The sequence below is a fragment of the Pseudomonas sp. RAC1 genome (assembly GCF_030658255.1).
GTDB lineage: Bacteria > Pseudomonadota > Gammaproteobacteria > Pseudomonadales > Pseudomonadaceae > Aquipseudomonas > Aquipseudomonas boreofloridensis.
Genome location: NZ_JAUTXS020000027.1, coordinates 92,027 through 109,137, shown reverse-complemented (window position 1 = coordinate 109,137; position 17,111 = coordinate 92,027). Strand labels below are relative to the sequence as shown.

Annotated in this window: 11 protein-coding genes; 3 read left to right on the top strand and 8 right to left on the bottom strand. The window is 63.9% G+C overall.

Annotation, left to right across the window (positions count from 1 at the left end):
- The first annotated feature begins 10 nt into the window (after positions 1 to 10).
- A complete protein-coding gene (locus tag Q7C30_RS08335; RefSeq protein WP_317871239.1) occupies positions 11 to 952 on the top strand; it encodes an alpha-xenorhabdolysin family binary toxin subunit B in 942 nt (313 codons plus the stop codon).
- 6 nt (positions 953 to 958) lie between these two features.
- Here Q7C30_RS08335 and Q7C30_RS08330 read toward each other — a convergent pair whose 3' ends face one another.
- The 5 genes from Q7C30_RS08330 to Q7C30_RS08310 all read right to left on the bottom strand — a co-directional run bounded on the left by Q7C30_RS08330 (position 959) and on the right by Q7C30_RS08310 (position 10,126).
- Positions 959 to 1,351 (bottom strand): protease inhibitor I42 family protein, encoded by a 393-nt coding sequence (locus Q7C30_RS08330; RefSeq protein WP_029614103.1) that lies wholly within the window; start codon positions 1,349 to 1,351, stop codon positions 959 to 961.
- Between the two features lie 78 nt (positions 1,352 to 1,429).
- Positions 1,430 to 3,850 carry an endopeptidase La gene (gene lon / locus Q7C30_RS08325; RefSeq protein WP_317871238.1) on the bottom strand — a complete coding sequence of 807 codons (2,421 nt, stop codon included), beginning with the start codon at positions 3,848 to 3,850 and terminating at the stop codon, positions 1,430 to 1,432.
- A 227-nt stretch (positions 3,851 to 4,077) separates the two neighbouring features.
- Complete coding sequence (locus Q7C30_RS08320) at positions 4,078 to 6,489, bottom strand: glucose/quinate/shikimate family membrane-bound PQQ-dependent dehydrogenase (protein WP_317871237.1); 2,412 nt, start codon at positions 6,487 to 6,489, stop codon at positions 4,078 to 4,080.
- A gap of 30 nt (positions 6,490 to 6,519) precedes the next feature.
- Positions 6,520 to 7,866 carry a carbohydrate porin gene (locus Q7C30_RS08315; protein WP_317871236.1) on the bottom strand — a complete coding sequence of 449 codons (1,347 nt, stop codon included), beginning with the start codon at positions 7,864 to 7,866 and terminating at the stop codon, positions 6,520 to 6,522.
- Between the two features lie 253 nt (positions 7,867 to 8,119).
- On the bottom strand, positions 8,120 to 10,126 hold the full coding sequence (locus Q7C30_RS08310) for a TonB-dependent receptor (RefSeq protein ID WP_317871235.1): 2,007 nt from the start codon (positions 10,124 to 10,126) through the stop codon (positions 8,120 to 8,122).
- Between the two features lie 210 nt (positions 10,127 to 10,336).
- On the opposite strand from Q7C30_RS08310, the gene Q7C30_RS08305 reads away from it, so the two are divergent.
- A complete protein-coding gene (locus tag Q7C30_RS08305) occupies positions 10,337 to 10,558 on the top strand; it encodes a VF530 family protein (RefSeq protein WP_116887687.1) in 222 nt (73 codons plus the stop codon).
- The gene (locus Q7C30_RS08300; protein WP_317871234.1) at positions 10,555 to 11,190 is read left to right on the top strand and encodes a Pr6Pr family membrane protein; all 636 of its coding nucleotides are present in this window, start codon (positions 10,555 to 10,557) and stop codon (positions 11,188 to 11,190) included. Before Q7C30_RS08305 ends, Q7C30_RS08300 begins: the two co-directional genes overlap by 4 nt.
- Positions 11,191 to 11,199: 9 nt before the next feature.
- Here Q7C30_RS08300 and Q7C30_RS08295 read toward each other — a convergent pair whose 3' ends face one another.
- From Q7C30_RS08295 to Q7C30_RS08285, 3 genes are all read right to left on the bottom strand, one after another.
- Positions 11,200 to 11,961 (bottom strand): siderophore-interacting protein, encoded by a 762-nt coding sequence (locus Q7C30_RS08295; RefSeq protein WP_317871233.1) that lies wholly within the window; start codon positions 11,959 to 11,961, stop codon positions 11,200 to 11,202.
- Positions 11,962 to 12,149: 188 nt separating this feature from the next.
- Complete coding sequence (locus tag Q7C30_RS08290; RefSeq protein ID WP_317871232.1) at positions 12,150 to 15,266, bottom strand: transglycosylase domain-containing protein; 3,117 nt, start codon at positions 15,264 to 15,266, stop codon at positions 12,150 to 12,152.
- Between the two features lie 102 nt (positions 15,267 to 15,368).
- A complete protein-coding gene (locus Q7C30_RS08285) occupies positions 15,369 to 16,988 on the bottom strand; it encodes an FMN-binding glutamate synthase family protein (protein ID WP_039575906.1) in 1,620 nt (539 codons plus the stop codon).
- Positions 16,989 to 17,111 lie beyond the last annotated feature (123 nt).

The following is a 17,111-nucleotide window of genomic DNA, read 5'->3' as shown; positions in this document are numbered from 1 at the left end:
GATGAATAATATGAAGAGTGCGAACGTCGAAACACCGTTGCCCGATGCCAAAGCGATGCTCAACATCGAGCGACAGGCGTTTCAGATTTCCCACCATGGGATCGAATTGCTCATTCCCGCTGTACGCGAACGCTTGCAGGACATCGCCGAAACCATCAAAAAGGCCAATGCGCGTTTTTGTGGGAATGTCACGCAGGGCCTGATCGATCTCAATCTCGACTTGGACCCGCTTGGCAGTGTCGCTACCGCCGAGCTCGATGAGAACGAACTCGTGACCCTGCGCGCCGACGTGCAGACGACTATCCGGCAGGTGCTGGCCAGCGTAGAGGCTGTGCGCACGTACTCGGCACCTGAGCTCACTGAGCTGCAGCGAACGGCCAAAGAAGACCTGCAGGAGAACGACAAGACGTTCAAGCAGGTCCAGAGCACGGTCAATACGCGCGAAGCCAAGTTGGCGGAGATAGACGATAGCCTTGCCACGCTCAATACGCCGACGGTCCGTCAAGCGCTGAGGAACCTGATTCCCGACGACAAGGACATCGATGTCATTCTGGGTCAAATGCAGACGCCTGGTATATCGCCGGATCTGATCAAGGCTGCCGTCGGCAAGCTGAACACGCATCTGGATCTACTGGAGCAGGGCCGTGAATACGCCAAAGTACTTGCGGTCAGAGCACAGATGGCGGACAAGCTCAAGCAGGAGCAGCAGAACCTGGCTGGTCTCAAAGCGCAGCTGGCGCAGAATAACGAAGTGATCACCCAATACGGCAGGGCCGGCGAACTGCTCGAGCTCCGCCAGCAGTGGTTGGTGCAGGGATCACTGTTCGTGGATGGGTGGAGTGCCGTGGATTCCGTCCTGAACAGCCAGGTAGAAGCGGGGCCTTTGTTAGTTGCCTTGCAAGCCGCGCGCGACTACCTGCTGACCGTGCGCAGACGCATTGAGGCGGTTTGATGCGGGTCATCTGACCCTGATCGCGCACTCGAATGTCTGCACCGGTTGCACTTCAGGCGCCCACGGTTGTTGATAGACCAATACCAGGTTGCCATCTCCCGGCGCGCTGGCCTGGAAACGCCAGGTGGATGTCCCGGCAACACCGACCAGACCGCTTTCTTCAGGGCTGCTGTACACCTCTGGACCGAGGCTGCGCAGCACGCTCGAAGCGGGATCCTTGACCTGCCAGCGGTATCCGGTAGTCGGATTGCTGGTCAGGGTGAGGGTCAGGTTCTGGCCTGGCGCCAAGCGCTTGGGGCATTCGCTCTCGGCGTCCAGTTCGACGGTCTGCCGGGACTGCTGGGCGCAGGCGGTCAGCAATGCAAGGCTCATGGGAAGCAATAGGCGGGGGAGGGTCATGGTGTCTCCTCAGGCGACGATGGCCTGAGGATAACCGAAGCGGGTGGGCCTGTGGGGCCGGCGCGCGGCCCCGGCCGATCAGAACAGCACTTTCGCCACGTCGGCGAAGCGTTTGGCGAAATGCACCGTCAACCCCTCGCGCAGGTACGCCGGCAGTTCCTCGAAGTCGCCCCGGTTGGCCTCGGGCAGGATCAACTCGTGGATTTTCTGCCGCCGTGCAGCGATCACCTTCTCGCGCACGCCGCCGATGGGCAGCACCTGGCCGGTGAGGGTCAACTCGCCGGTCATGGCCACGCCCTTTTTCGGCGCCTGATCGCGGGCCAGCGACAGCAGTGCACTGGCCATGGTCACGCCTGCGCTCGGCCCATCTTTCGGCGTAGCCCCCTCGGGTACGTGCAGGTGAATGAAGGCCTCATTGAAGAAGCCCGAATCGCCACCGTATTGCTTGAGGTTAGAGCTGACATAGCTATAGGCGATTTCGGCGGACTCTTTCATCACATCTCCCAGCTTGCCGGTGAGCTTGAAGCCGCGATTGAGGGTGTGCACGCGCGTTGCCTCGATCGGCAGTGTGGCCCCGCCCATGCTGGTCCAGGCCAAGCCTGTGATCACGCCTTTGCCCGACAGCACCTGTTCGCTGCGGAATACCGGCATGCCCAGTGCCGGTTCCAGTTCCTTAGGACCGATCTTGAGTTTGGCGTTGGGATTGTCCAGCAACTTGACCACGGACTTGCGCACCAGTTTGCCTAGCTGTTTTTCCAACTGACGCACGCCGGCCTCGCGGGCATAGCCCTCGATCACCAGGCGCAGTGCGCTGTCGGAGATGCTCAGGCTGGTCTTGGCCACGCCTGCCTTGTCCAACTGCTTGGGCCACAGGTGGCGCTTGGCGATGGCCACCTTCTCTTCGGTGATGTAACCGGAGAGGCGGATCACTTCCATGCGGTCGAGCAGCGGGCCGGGGATCGAGTCGAGGGTGTTGGCGGTGCAGACGAACAGCACCTTGGACAGGTCCAGGCGCAGGTCCAGGTAATGGTCGAGGAAGTCGACGTTCTGCTCTGGATCGAGGGTTTCCAGCAGCGCCGAGGCGGGGTCGCCCTGGAAGCTCTGGCCCATCTTGTCGATCTCGTCGAGCATGATGACCGGGTTCATCACTTCGACGTCCTTCAGCGCCTGCACCAGTTTGCCGGGCTGGGCGCCGATGTAGGTGCGGCGGTGGCCCTTGATCTCGGCCTCGTCGCGCATGCCGCCGACGCTGAAGCGGTAGAACGGCCGGCCCAAGGATTCGGCAATGGACTTGCCAATGCTGGTCTTGCCCACGCCGGGTGGGCCGACCAGCAGCACGATGGAACCGCTGATTTCACCTTTCCAGGCGCCGACGGCGAGGAACTCGAGGATGCGCTCCTTGATGTCGTCCAGACCGGCGTGGTGTTGGTCGAGCACTTTGCGTGCGTGCTTGAGGTCGAGTTTGTCCTGGCCATAGAGGCCCCACGGCAACGCGGTGGCCCAGTCCAGGTAATTGCGGGTGACGGCATACTCAGGCGAGCCCGTCTCGAGAATGGCCAGCTTGCCCATTTCTTCGTCGATGCGTTTTTTCGCCTGATCGGGCAGGGTCTTGCCTTCCAGGCGCTGCTCGAACTGTTCGAGGTCGGCACTGCGGTCGTCCTTGGTCAGCCCCAGTTCCTGCTGGATGACCTTGAGTTGCTCCTTGAGGAAGAACTCGCGCTGGTGCTCGCCTATCTGCCGGTTTACCTCGGCGGAAATCTCGTTCTGCAGGCGCGCGACCTCCACTTCCTTGCGCAGCATCGGCAGGACTTTTTCCATGCGTTTGAGCATGGGCACGCAATCGAGCACTTCCTGCAACTGATTGCCGGTGGCCGAGGTGAGGGCCGCGGCGAAGTCGGTCAACGGCGAAGGGTCGTTGGGGCTGAAGCGGTTGAGGTAGTTCTTCAGCTCTTCGCTGTACAGCGGATTGAGCGGCAGCAGTTCCTTGATGGCGTTGATCAGCGCCATGCCGTAGGCCTTGACTTCGTCGTTGGGCTCGGTGGGCTGACGCGGGTATTCGACTTCCACGAGATAGGGCGGGCGATGATGCTTGAGCCAGGTGCGAATGCGCACACGGGTCAGTCCCTGAGCGACGAACTGCAGCTTGCCGCCCTCGCGACTGGCATGGTGGACCTTCACCAGGGTGCCGTACTCAGGCAGGGCCTTGGTGTCGAAGTGCCGGTGGTCTTCGGCTGGGGTGTCCATGAAGAACAGTGCGAGGGTGTGATGATCGGTCTTGGCGACGAGGTCGAGGGTTTCCGCCCAGGGCTCTTCGTTGACGATCACCGGCAGCACCTGCGCGGGGAAGAACGGGCGATTGTGAATGGGGATCACATAGACTTTGTCCGGCAGTTGCTGGCCGGGCAGGGCGAGGGCATGGCTGGTACTGGACTTGGCGTCGATATGCTCGACTTCGTCGTGCTCGTCGGGGTGATCAGGAAAATCCTGCTGGTCGCTCATGGGGCACCTGCGTGAATGGCTATGGTGCTTAGATGGGGCGAATGGTCCTGGGTTTCAAGCGGTGCGCGCTTGGCGCGCACCGAGCCGCTCGCAGCTCGCAGCTCGCTGCGAGCTTCAAGCGGCAAGCTTCAAGCGGCAAGAAAAAGCGGGACCGCGCAGGCCCCGCTTTTGCTATCCAGCTTGCAGCTTCTAGCTTCTAGCTTGCCGCTCGCCTACAAGCCCGCGCGCTAGCGCGCGAGCTTGTAAGCGATGATGTAGTCGCCCATCCGCGTGCCCAGCGAGCCGTGGCCGCCGGCGACGATCAGCACATACTGCTCGCCATCCTTGCCGGTGTAGGTCATCGGTGTCGCCTGGCCGCCGGCCGGCAGGCGGGCGCTCCACAGCTGCTTGCCGTCGTTCACGTCATAGGCGCGCAGGTACTGGTCCAGCGTGCCGCTGAGGAAGCCCACGCCACCGGCAGTGACGATCGAACCGCCCATGCTCGGCACGCCCACCGGCAGGCCGATCGGCACCGGGGTGCTGTCACGGGTGGTGCCGTTCTTGTGCTTCCACACCACCTTGTGGGTGAACAGGTCGATGGCGGCCACATAGCCCCAGGCCGGAGCCTGGCACGGTACGCCCAGCGGCGACATGAACGGATGCATGGTCACCGCGTAAGGCGCACCCGTGTTCGGCTGGATACCGCTGGTTTCGCTTTCACGCTTGCTGTCGGCGGCGACCTGGTCGCGCGGGATCATCTTCGACACGAACGCCATGTAGTTCGGCGAGGTGAACAGCAGTTGGCGCACCGGATCGACCGACACGCCGCCCCAGTTGAACACTCCCACGTTGCCCGGATACACCAGCGTGCCCTGCTCGGACGGCGGGGTGTACTGACCCTCGTAGCGCAGCTCGCGGAACTGGATGCGGCACAGCATCTGGTCGAACGGCGTGGCGCCCCACATGGCCTGCTCGGTCAGTTCAGGGCCGAGCAGGTTGAGGTCGGAACGGGCCTGGGTCGGCGCGGTGAAATCGCCTTTGACGGCACCCTGCGGCACCGGAATCTCGCGGATCGGCACGATCGGCGTACCGTTGCGGCGGTCGAGCACGTACAGGCTGCCCTGTTTGGTCGGCACGATCACGGCCGGCTTGACGCCGTCGTCGGTCTTCAGGTGGACCAGGGTCGGCTGGCTGCCGACATCCATGTCCCACAGGTCGTGGTGAGTGAACTGGTAGTTCCAGCGGGCCTTGCCGGTGGCCAGGTCGAGGGCGACGATACCCGCGCTGTACTTCTCGGCGCCTGGCGTGCGGTCGGCACCGTACTGGTCAGGCATCTGGTTGCCCAGCGGCAGGTAGACCATGCCCAACTCTTCGTCGACGCTGGCCAGCGACCACATGTTGGCCGAGTTGCGGCTGTAGGTCTTTCCAGGCGCCAACGGTTGGGTGTCGTCGGGGTTGTTGCTGTCCCAGTTCCACACCAGGTGACCGTCGTGCACGTCGTAGGCGCGAATCACCCCGGACGGCTCGTTGGTCGACTCGTTGTCGGTGACATGACCGCCGATGATCACCAGGTCGCGGGTCACGGCCACCGGCGAGGTGGAATAGTAGCCGCCGGCGGTGAACGGACCGATGCCTTGGGTCAGGTCGATGGCGCCCTGGTTGGCGAAGCCTTCGCAGACTTTGCCGTTGTCGGCGTTGATGGCGATCAGGCGGGCGTCGGCGGTGGGCAGGTACAGGCGGCGCGGGCAGGCTTGCGCCACGGCCTGGCCGGCGGCGGAAATGGCCGGCACGGGGCTGCCGTCACGGCTGACGTAGCGGTTTTCGTCGTAGTACGACACGCCGCGGCAGGTCATATGGGCGAAGCCCTTGAAGGTGCCCACCGAGCTCTTGATCTGCGGATCGAAGCGCCAGATTTCGGCACCGGTGTCCGGGTCCAGGGCCAACACCTTGCTGTGCGCAGTGCAGGCATAGAGCATGCCGTTGACCTTGAGCGGGGTGTTTTCGTTGGTCAGCTCGACCGGGTCGTTGTCGCTGGGCAGATCGCCGGTGCGGATGCGCCAGGCTTCCTCCAGGCGATTGACGTTCTGCGCGGTGATCTGGCGCAGCGGCGAGTAGCGGTCGCCGAACTCGGTGCGACCGTAGGCCTGCCAGTCGCCATCGGGCATCGACGGCGCGGCACTGGCCATTTCGCTGCTGTCGCGCCCCAGTTTCCCGGCAATTTCCCCGGGATGGGTGAATTGGCTGGCCAGGGCGCTGGCGCCGGCGGCGACCACCGCCACGCTGAGCAAGGCGCCGTTGACTGTCGACGCCGGGCCGCGCAGGGGACGACGTGCCCATGGCAACAGCAGAATAACGCCCAAGGCGAACCACAGCGCCAGACGCGGCACCAGTTGCCACCAGTCCAGGCCCACTTCCCACAGTGCCCAGGCCGTACTGGCCAGCAGCACGGCGCCGTACAGGCCCAGGCCGATGCGACGCAGGGCGATCAGCAACACGCCCGAGAGGGCGAAGCCGATACCGCCGATCAGGTAATACAGCGATCCGCCCAACTGGCTGAGCTTGACGCCGCCGGCGATCAGGGCGAGGCCCATCAACAGCAGCAATACGCCGATCAGGCGCGGTAGCCAGCGGGTTCCAGAGTTGGCACCGTCAGTGCTCATCGTAGCTTCTCCGTTCATTCAAGGTGAGGTTCAGAAACTGCTTTGGATCTTCACGCCGCCGACCAGTGCATCGTCGACCCGCGACACCCCGCCCGGATGGCGGATGTACTGCAGGTTCGGGCGCACGGTGAGCCAGTCGGCCAGATGGATGCCGTAGTAGAGTTCGGCGCTGTATTCGGTGTCCTGGACAGGCAGGAAGCCGGGATTGTCATAGTCGTCCACGGCGTTGACCTGGTTGGCCAGGCGGGCGTTCTTGCGGTAGGCGGGGTTGACGTGCACGCGCGCCAGGGCGAAGCCGAGGTCGTCCTTGGCACGGACGTCGAACGGTCCCTTGTACACCACACCCGCCTGAACATAGTTGTCGATGACATTGGTCTTCTTGTCGTGCATCGTCGCGTTGGCGAACAGGCTCAGGCCGCGCGAGGCGTCGGAGGCGAGCGAGGTCACCTGCTGTTGGGCACCGAGCCACAGGCCATGCTTGCTGGCGCTGCTGCGGTAGGCCTGGCCACTGAGGGCAGCGGGCTGGCCGTTGCGGTCTCGGTAAACATCCTGTGCCTTGGCATTACTGTAGTAGTAGCCGGCGCGATATTCCCCTTTCAAGCCATTGACCTGCGGGCTCCACACCAGTTCTATCGGCATCAGCGCGCCTTGCGTACCGCTGCCGCTGAGCTTGAAACCGTTGCCGGTGTCCAGGTTGGAGGGGTTCTGCTCGAACACGCCGACTTGGGCGTAGAGGTCATCGTGTAGGTTGTATCTGACACGCAGGGCCCATTGACTGACCGGCCAGTTGTACCAGATGCCACCGACCCAGTTGCCCACCTGCGAGCCGCAGAAGGCCAGGTTCTGGAAGTCGCAGGGGAAGCTGTTGAAGTCCTCGCCTTCGCCGAAGCGGCCGACCTTGATGTCCAGCGCACCGTCGAAGTACTTCTGCTTGAACCACATCTGCGTCAGCCGCCAGGTCTGGCCACGGCCCCAGACTTCCTGGGCGGAGGTGAAGCCGCCGACGCGCGGGTCGTTGAGGCGGTCGTTGCTGATGTTGCGACCACTGCGCTCGGTGACGGTGAGCTGGAACTCGCTGGCTTGCCAGCCGAGCAGTTTCTGCAGATCGAAGTGGGTGCCCAGGGTGAATTGGTCGCTGTAGCGCGCGGTACGGTCATGGTCGAAGCCGCCGTGCAGGTTGCTGCCCATTTCGCCGGTGTAGCCGAGGGTGAAGTCGTAGCCCTGTTGCTGCAGTCGTTGGCGCGCGCCGCCCCAGTCGCCAAGCATCCACGGCGAGTCGGCGGAGAACGGCGCCTGGGCGCTAGCAGGCGTGGCGAAGCTGGTCAGCAGGACCGCCAGGGCGGTGCCGGGGAGTCGGTATTTCGGCAGTTGGAGCATGAGATAGCGCTGTCTTATTGATTATCGAAAAAACGCAAGCGCATCAAAGAGTTGTTCTCTTCGATGTTGATGGCTGCAAGGAATGATGAGTGAAGCGTTTCAGCGTGCGGCGGGGAGGATATAGAGGAAGCGAGCGGAAAAAAAGACAAAATGTCGCAGGGGATTGTTGTGATCCGGGTAACAGTCGTCTGAAAGGGGGACCTGTTCCCGCCACGGGGCAGGAACAGGGATTGGCGTGCCGAGTGCTCGGGTCTCAGAAACGTGTGGTCAGGCCCACTTCGACGCTGCGCCCAGGTGCCGGGGCGATGTCACGCAGGATCGAGCTGGCGTAGCGCACGGTCTGGTTGGTCAGGTTTTCACCGCGCACGAAGGCCAGCCATTGGCTCTGGCCGATATCGAAGTGGTAACCCACGCTGGCGCCGAGGGTGGTGTAGCCGTCGGTGCTGGTTTCATTGGCCGGTTTACGGTGCTGCGCGGCGGCATGCTGCACATCGACGCGCGCTTGCCAGCGGTCCAACTCCCACAGCAGCCCGCTGTTGACCCGCAGCGGCGCGATGCGTGGCAGCGGCTCGCCCGTGTCGAGGTTCTTGGCGCGGGTATAGTCGCCGGACAGTTCCAGGGCGAAGCTGCCGTAGCGGTTCTCCAGCAGCTTCCAGTGGTCCTGGGCTTCGACGCCGTAGAAGCGTGCGCGCACGCCCGAATAGAGGTATTCGGGAATGGTCTCGTCGTCCTCGCCTTCGCGCTGGATACCGCTGCCGATCAGGCCGATGTAGTTGCGGAAGTGACTGTAGAACACTCCGACGCTGCCTTTATGGGTGCCGTTGTCGAAACGCAGGGCCAGATCGCCGGAAATGGCCTTTTCCTTGTTCAGGTTGGGGTCGCCGACTTCATAGGTGCCGGTCGCCACATGGGCACCGTTGGCGTACAGCTCGAAGAAGGTCGGGGCGCGTTCGGTGTAGCCCAGGCTGGCAGCCAGCGCCCAGACCGGATCGAGTTGGTAGACCGCGCCGGAGGACAAGCTCGCCGCATTGAAACTGTGGGTGCTGTCGGCATCGACGAAGCGCTCGTTGCCCTTGCCGTCCGGATCCACCCGGGTGTGTTCCAGGCGTGCGCCCAGGCTCAGGTTCAGGCGTTCGGTGGCCTGCCACTGTTCGAGCATGAACACGGCCAAACTGTCGGTATCGGTCTGCGGTACGAACGCCTCTTCACCCAGGGCCGAGAATTCGTTACGGCTGACTTGGGCACCGATCACGCCTTCGATCGGCCCCAGCGGCTGATGACGCGCTTCGATGCGGGCCTCGTAGCCTTTGTTCTTGAAGGTGGTGCCGACTTCGCCGTCCTCGATCTCGCGGTGCTGGTACTCGGTGTATCCCGCGTCGACCTTGATCGAGCTGAACGGCCCTTGCAGGTCGCGCAGTTCGGAGGCGAAGGCATAGTGGTCCTGCTCCATGTCCAGACGCACGCCGGGCTCGGCCACCGAGCCGTAATTGCCGTCATAGCGGCTGTAGGACAGGCCGGCATAGCCGTGATCCCACTGGTAGGAACCGCCGATGGCGCCGCCGTCCTGACGACCGTCGCTGTTCTCCAGACGGTGTTTCGAACCGGGGTCGTCGGCATCGCGCACCTTGCTGCTGCGCGCGTAGCCGGGAATGCGCAGGTCGTTGAACTGGCGGCTGTTGGCGTCCAGATGCAATGCAAAGGTGCCATCGCCCGCTTCCAGTTTGCCGGCGCTGCTGCGTGTGGTGTCGGCGCCGCCATAGCGCAGTTCGCCTGCGCCGTGGATGCCGTCGATGGGCGAGTCGGGGATGCGGTTGTCGAATGTATTGATTACCCCGCCGATGGCGTTGCCGCCATACATCAGCGCCGCGGGGCCGCGGACGATCTCGATGCGCTCGACGTTCACCGGGTCCAGCGGCACGGCATGGTCGTAGGACAGCGACGAAGCGTCCAGCGCGCCGACGCCATTGCGCAGGATGCGAATGCGGTCGCCGTCAAGACCGCGGATCACCGGACGGCTGGCGCCCGGACCGAACCAGGTGGAGGCGACGCCAGGCTGCTTGTTCAGGGTTTCGCCCAAGCTGCCTTGCTGTTGCTGTAGCAGGGTGTCGCCTTCGAGCACGGTGCTGGGGGCGGCGAGCTGACTGTTGCCCAGCGGGTTGGCGGTGATCACCTGGGGGGCGAGTTCCACCGCCTGGCCAGGCGATGAAGCCAGCCACAGGGCGATGGCGAGAGGGGAAAGGTGCAGAGGTTTGGACAGCATGGTGAAGTGACGTTCCTTGGCAGAGGATATTAATTGATACAATATAACATTGCCATTTCATCACGACCGTATTGTCTCTGGCCAGGAATTTGTGCACGCCTTCGTCAAGGCGTGTATGAAAGTGCCGGCGCGCGGGCGCTGGGCGCCGAATCGACCGCCACCGGCCGCCTACACTGGTGTAAGGTGCGCATCTTTGGACAGGAGCGCTGCATGAGCACGGCCCAACACACTGCGTTGCACGGCAAGACACTGGAGCAGATCCTCACCGAACTGGTGGCCCATTACCAATGGCAGGGCCTGGCCGAACGTGTGGATATCCGCTGCTTCAAGAGCGATCCGAGCATCAAGTCGAGCCTGACATTTCTGCGCAAGACGCCGTGGGCGCGGGAAAAGGTCGAGCAGTTGTACGTCACGCTGCAGCGCCGCAGTTGAGGTGGCCGCGTCCTTGGCTGAGCGTGGCGGCCTGGCTGGGTTGGACAGGGTTGGCGGTGCAGTTGTATCTGGTGCTGTGGTCGCGCTGGCAGGAGCAGGCCAGCTTGATCGGCGGCCTGATCAACCTGTTCGGTTTCTTTACCGTGCTAAGCAACACCTTGGTGGCGACGGTGTTGAGCTATGCCGCCTTTGGCCGCGAGTCGCCGGCGCGGCGCTGGTTCCTGCGCCCGGCCGTGAGTGCCGGTGTGCTGGTGAGTATCGTGCTGGTGGCGCTGACCTACAGCCTGCTATTGCGTAACCTCTGGCACCCGCAAGGCTGGCAGCGCCTGGCCGACGAGCTGCTGCACGATGTGATGCCAGGGGTGTTCGCGTTGTACTGGTGCCTGGCGGTGCCCAAGGGGCACTTGCGGCTCTGGCACTTGGGCGCCTGGACGCTTTACCCGCTGCTGTATTTTCTGTTCATCCTGTGGCGCGGGCATGAGATCGGGGTCTATCCCTATCCTTTCGTCGACGTCGCCAGTCTCGGTTACGCCCAGGTGATGCTCAACGCGTCGGGCGTGCTGGCAGGGTTCTGGGCGATCGGCCTGGCGGTACTGGGCGTGGACCGGCTGTGGTCACGGCGACACGCCTGATCAGCCCCCTCATTCATCGTCCGCGGCGCCATCCGCTCGCCAGTAGGCGGCCGCTTTCAACGCGTCTTCTGCAACCCCTTTGTCCAGCAGCAGCGCCTTGACCTGGCGGGTCAGCGTTTTCTCCAGTGCCACCCAGGCATACAGCCGGCCTTGCGGCAATGCCAGATGCTCGACGAAATCAGCCACGTTTTCTGCCTGGCGCCGCAGCCAAATCACCTCCACCTGGGCCTGGCTCGGCAGCGCCTGGCGCTCCTGTTCATTCTCGATTTCTATCACCGCCAGCACCTGACGCCCGGCCGGCAGGGTTTCCAGGCGCCTGGCGATGGCGGGAATGGCGGTCTCGTCGCCGATCAGTAAGTAGCTGTCGAAGATGTCCGGCACCACCATCGACGCGCGCGGCCCAGCGATGTCGAGGGTCTGGCCGGGGGCAGCTTGGGCGGCCCAGGTGGAGGCGGGGCCGTCGCCGTGCAGCACGAAATCGATGTCCAACTCCAGGGCCTGGAGGTCGATGCGCCGCGGGGTGTACTCGCGCATGGTCGGCCGCACGCTGCCGTCGCGGCCGAGGCTGCGGGTGTCGATCGCCTGCTGTTGCTCGGGGGTGCAGCCGAACAGCACCTTGACGTGGTCGTCACTGCCCAGGCTGGTGAAACCAGCCAGTTCCGGGCCACCGAGGGTGATGCGGCGCATGCGTGGGGTCAGGTCGGTGACCCGCAGCACGTGCAGGTGGCGTTGGCGGATTTCGTGGTTGACGCGGTGGATGGTATCGCTCATGGGGACCTCGGCGTTCCGGTCGCTCTCGGCGCGCCCCAGCTCAGTGGGGCTGAAAAAGATCGTAGGGTTCACGCCCGTTGAGAACGACCCTGGGTAGAGAGACGTCGCGACAGCTTACGCCACCGATATCCAGGCTCAAGTCTTAAATGCGGATGATTATCATCTGGTTTTTCGATGCGTAAGGCCGTTCAGCGCAGGGCCAACCGAGGCGCCTTGCATTCGTTGGGGTTTCCCGGCTCAAGATAAGGCATGAGGATCGGTGCCATGCCCTTGAGCACCTGTACCGGCAGGGCCGAGGTGAACGTGAAGGCTTCGGCGCTGGGGCCGGGGACGAAGGCCGTGAGCGTACCGAAGTGGTTATCGCCGAGGAAGAACACGAACGTGGCGGTGCGGTTGAGCGAGCGCGAGGCGATCAGTCGCCCGCCCGCGCCATAGCTTTGCAGACGGTTGTCGCCGGTGCCGGTCTTGCCGCCCATCACCAGCGAGGTGCCGTCTTGCAGCTTGAAGCTGCCGGAGATGCGCCGCGCCGTACCGGCATCGACCACTTGCGACATGGCGCCTTTGAGGGCGCGCGCCACCTCCACCTTGAGAATGCGCCGGCCCCGGTCCGGATCGCTGACGAGCTGGGTTTCGTAGGGGGTGTCGGCGGCGAAATGCAGGGTGTCGATACGCAGGGTCGGCAGGCGCACGCCATCGTTCTGGATGATCCCCACCAACTCCGAGAGCGCGGCAGGCCGGTCGCCCGAGCTGCCGATGGCGGTGGCCAGCGACGGCACCAGGTGATCGAACGGGTAGCCGACGCGTTTCCAGCGTTGATGGATGTCGAGGAATGCCTCGATCTCGACCATGGTGCGGATGCGGCTGTCGCGTGCGCCCTGATGGCGACTCTTGAACAGCCAACTGTACACCTCCTGGCGCTCGAAGCGGCTGGCCTTGACCATGTCGGCGGCGCTCGCGCCTGGGTTGCGCAGCAGATAGCCCAGCAGCCAGAGGTCCAGTGGGTGCACCTTGGCAATGAAACCCTGGTCGGGCAGGTCGAATTTGCCGGGACCGTAGGCCGCGTACATCTCGGCCAGGCGTCCGTCGTTGAGCCTGGCCATGGCGGCCTTGTCCTTGGTGGCATGGGCGCGCACGAAGGCGTTGAAGGTGTCCTGGCTGGCGTCGGGGAACAGGTAGCGATGCACTGCGGCCAGGCGCTGCGGGGTCACGCGCATGCCATCGAGGAAGGTGTCGAGGCGCTGCTGGGAGGTCTTGCGCTGGTACTTGCGCCAGAAACGCATCAGGTAGTTGGTGCCTTCCCGGTCGGCGAAACGTGCCAGGTATTCCTGGCGACGTGGATCGGCATCATCCTTGAGCAGCGGCTCGCGGTTGTAGGGCTGCTGGTAGGTGACGTAACGCACCAGGTCGCGCATCAGGCGGATGAAGGGCAGGTTGATCGACTCGCGCAAGGCGTCCTTGAGGCTGGGGTTGCGACCGTTGTCCTCGCGGCGAAAGTTGTTGAAGCGGTGAAGACCGCCGCCGGTGAAGAAGGCCTCGCCGGTATTGGCCGAATAGGTGCGCTCCAGCGCCGCGTCGAGCATGGCGTCGAGGTTCTGATCCTTGTTGTTCTGCATCAACCACTGCAGCGACCACTGGCTGATGCGGTCCAGGTCGGCCACCGGCACTTTGCGCAGGTCGGCCACTGACTTGCCGGCGTACTGGTCGTGCAGCTCAGCGATGATTTCCAGATAGGTGGTCAGTACCCGCAACTTGGCGGTGGAACCCAGTTCCAGCTTGCTGCCCTCGTTGATGTCGAACGGCTGGTTGGTGCTGTCGGTCTGCACCCTGACCCGCGAGCCATCGGCGGTGCGCTCGAACAGGGTGAAGCTGTAGCTGACCTGGTCGGTGGTGCGACTGGTCAGCAGGCGCTCGCCGATCAGGCCCATCTGCGCCGCGAACGCGGGGTCGGCGAGGTTCTTCAGGTACTGGCTGACCTGGGTCTGCAACTCGGCCTGCAGGGTGCTGGTGGCCGACAGGTCGAGGCGGTCGAGGTCGTACAGCGGCCGATCGAGCATGGCTGCCAGGCGGTTACGGGCCAGACTGATGCCCTTGTTGGTGACGATCGGCACGATGGTCGGCTGCGCCACCCAGTCGCGGTAGACCGCCTTGCTCGCCAGCGCGGCTTCGGCCAGCGGGCGGTCGACGATGGCGTTGGCGGCGAGCACACGGATGTGCGCATCGGTCAGTTCGGCCAGTTCTTCTCGACCCTTGGACAGGTAATGGGAGGGCCGGCGCTGGGCGATCATCAGCGACAGCACCTCGCGCAAGGCCACGCCGCGTGCAGCCAGGCTCTGCGCGTCCGTGGCGCTGGCGGCCAGCGCCTGGTTCACCTCGGCGAAATCGGCGCCGTACCAGACCCGCAGTCCTTCGGCCAGACCATGCACCTCGCCGTGCCCAGGCACTGCCGACAGCGGCACGCTGTTGAGGTAGTCGCGCACGATGCGCTGGCGCGCCACGGTGGTGTCTGTACCGCCCTGATAGGCGCGCACGCTGGCAGAAATCATCTGGCGAATTTTTTCCGCCCCGCTGACCGTCAGACCGTCCGGTGAATGGCGGTACTTTTCCAACTGCGTGGCCAAGGTGCTGCCACCGGCCGACTGCCCCGGCAGGGCCAGGTGCTTGGCCACCTGGCTGTAGGCGGCCTTGGCGAAACGCGGCCAGTCCACCGCCGGGTTGCTGCGCGGGTTGCTGGGGTCGAGCAGGTCACGGTTCTCGATGAACAGCAGGCTGTTGACGATTACCGGCGGTATGTCCGCGAAGCGATCGTACAGGTACTGGGGATAACGGTACTGGTAGAGGGCATCGCCACGGCAGTCGGTGATCGACAATCCGGCCTGGTCCTTTTCCACGTAGGGGACGAACAGGCCGTGATCGACATAGCGCATCAGTGCCGGGGAGAAGCGCACCTGTTCGCTGATCAGGTAGTCGCGCTTGAGCAACCTTGGCAGGAACTGGCCCAGGGCACTGTAGCCCAGGCGCTTGTCGAACGGGCCGTCGCCTGGATAGACGATGGCGTCGCTCGGGCCGCGCTCGAGCGAATAGGTGAGGGTACTGGCCAGCGCGCTGAACTCGCGCGATTGCAGTTGCGAAGTCTGCACCTCTTCACGCACGGCCAAGCCCGCTGCCACCAAGGCCACCAGCACGATCAGAACGATCAGGCGCCACCACAGGCGGCGTTGACGAGGCGTCTTCGGCTGTGGGGCATCGGCCAGAGGTGGTTCGGTCGCTTGGGTGCTGCTCTGTTCCGAGTGCCACAGTACGCCCATAGTGTTCCAGTCCGGCCAGGTAGTTTCGTCTTGCTTGTCTGAAGCTTAGACGCTGACCGGGTTTGGTGAAAAATTTGTCATGGGGTGTGGGACGGGTATGCCTCAGGCGGCGATTTCGCTGTGCGGCTCGAAGCTGTCGGCACGGGCGAGCTGCCACATCCGCGAATAGAACTGGCCGTCCACTTCGCCGGTCAGCAACTCGCCGGGCTTGAGGAACACGTGCATCTGCGAGAACAGTTTGATCTCGGTTGCGCTGATGCGCCGTACCAAATGCTTGGCCTCCAGTTGCGCCGGATGCTCGAGACCGGCGGCGGCCAGCATTTCGGCCAGCGCGCGCAGGGTGTTGTGGTGGAAATTGAGCACACGCTGGGCTTTGTCCGGCACCACCAGCGCGCGTTGGCGCAGGGTGTCCTGGGTGGCGACGCCGGTGGGGCATTTGTTGGTGTGGCAGCTCTGCGACTGAATGCAGCCGATGGCGAACATGAAGCCGCGTGCCGAGTTGGCCCAGTCGGCGCCAATGGCCAGCACGCTGGCGATATCGAAGGCGCTGACGATCTTGCCGCTGGCACCGAGCTTGATCTTGTCGCGCAGGTTCAGGCCCACCAGGGTGTTGTGCACGAACAGCAGCCCCTCGCGCAACGGCACGCCGATGTGGTCGGTGAACTCCACCGGCGCTGCACCGGTGCCACCTTCCTTGCCGTCGACGACGATGAAGTCGGGCAGGATGCCGGTCTCCAGCATGGCCTTGGCGATGCCCATGAATTCCCACGGATGGCCCAGGCAGAACTTGAATCCGACCGGCTTGCCGCCCGACAGCTCGCGCAGCGTGGCGATGAACTGCATCATCTCGATGGGCGTGGAAAAGGCGCTGTGGCGCGAGGGCGAGATGCAGTCCTCGCCCATGGCGATGCCGCGCGTGTCGGCAATTTCCTGGGTGACCTTGTGCTTGGGCAGGATGCCGCCGTGACCGGGCTTGGCGCCCTGGCTCATCTTGATTTCGATCATGCGCACCTGTGGGTTGGCCGCCTGTTCGGCGAAGCGCGCCGGATCGAACTGCCCGTCGGCGCTGCGGCAGCCGAAGTAGCCGCTACCCAGTTCCCAGACCAGGTCGCCGCCGTGTTCGCGGTGGTAAGGGCTGATGCTGCCCTCGCCGGTGTCATGGGCGAAGTTGCCCAGGTGCGCGCCTTGGTTGAGGGCGCGGATCGCGTTGGCGCTCAGTGAGCCGAAGCTCATCGCCGAGATGTTGAAGATCGACGCCGAGTAGGGTTGGCTGCACTGCGGCCCGCCGATGTCGATGCGAAAGCTCGCCGGATCGGCCAACGGTGCCGGACGCATCGAGTGGCCGATGAACTCGAAGCCGGACTCGTACACATCGATGAGCGTGCCAAAGGGTTTGTCCGAGGCCTCGTTCTTGGCCCGGGCGTAGACCAGCGAACGCTGGGCGCGGGAGAAGGGCAGCGCGTCGCTGTCCGATTCCAGCAGGTACTGGCGGATCTCGGGGCGGATGCCCTCGACCAGGTAACGGATGTTGCCAAGGATCGGGTAATTGCGGCGCACCGCGTGGCGCGTCTGCAGCAGGTCGAACAGGCCAAGCAGGCTGAGCACGGCGGTGGTCAGGGTGAAGGGCCACAACCATTCGTGGTGCAGGAAGGGCAGGCTGGCCAGGGTGAACAGCACGCACCCGGCGAACACAGCGTAACGGCTCAGAAGTGACAGACTCATGCGAAATTCCCTTGCGAATGCTTCGGTCGAACCTCGACCTTAGCCCGCCGCGGCAAGCATTGGCCAGTCTGAGGTAGCACGAGCAAATGAAATCTTCGGTATCAAAAATCATTCTCAAAATAT

Coding starts and splice junctions, on each gene's coding strand:
- Q7C30_RS08330 (WP_029614103.1), bottom strand. CDS start 1,351: ATGACCCTCCCCCGCCTATTGCTTCCCATGAGCCTTGCATTGCTGACC.
- Q7C30_RS08320 (WP_317871237.1), bottom strand. CDS start 6,489: ATGAGCACTGACGGTGCCAACTCTGGAACCCGCTGGCTACCGCGCCTG.
- Q7C30_RS08285 (WP_039575906.1), bottom strand. CDS start 16,988: ATGAGTCTGTCACTTCTGAGCCGTTACGCTGTGTTCGCCGGGTGCGTG.
- Q7C30_RS08290 (WP_317871232.1), bottom strand. CDS start 15,266: ATGGGCGTACTGTGGCACTCGGAACAGAGCAGCACCCAAGCGACCGAA.
- Q7C30_RS08305 (WP_116887687.1), top strand. CDS start 10,337: ATGAGCACGGCCCAACACACTGCGTTGCACGGCAAGACACTGGAGCAG.
- Q7C30_RS08315 (WP_317871236.1), bottom strand. CDS start 7,866: ATGCTCCAACTGCCGAAATACCGACTCCCCGGCACCGCCCTGGCGGTC.
- Q7C30_RS08310 (WP_317871235.1), bottom strand. CDS start 10,126: ATGCTGTCCAAACCTCTGCACCTTTCCCCTCTCGCCATCGCCCTGTGG.
- Q7C30_RS08335 (WP_317871239.1), top strand. CDS start 11: ATGAAGAGTGCGAACGTCGAAACACCGTTGCCCGATGCCAAAGCGATG.
- Q7C30_RS08295 (WP_317871233.1), bottom strand. CDS start 11,961: ATGAGCGATACCATCCACCGCGTCAACCACGAAATCCGCCAACGCCAC.
- lon (WP_317871238.1), bottom strand. CDS start 3,850: ATGAGCGACCAGCAGGATTTTCCTGATCACCCCGACGAGCACGACGAA.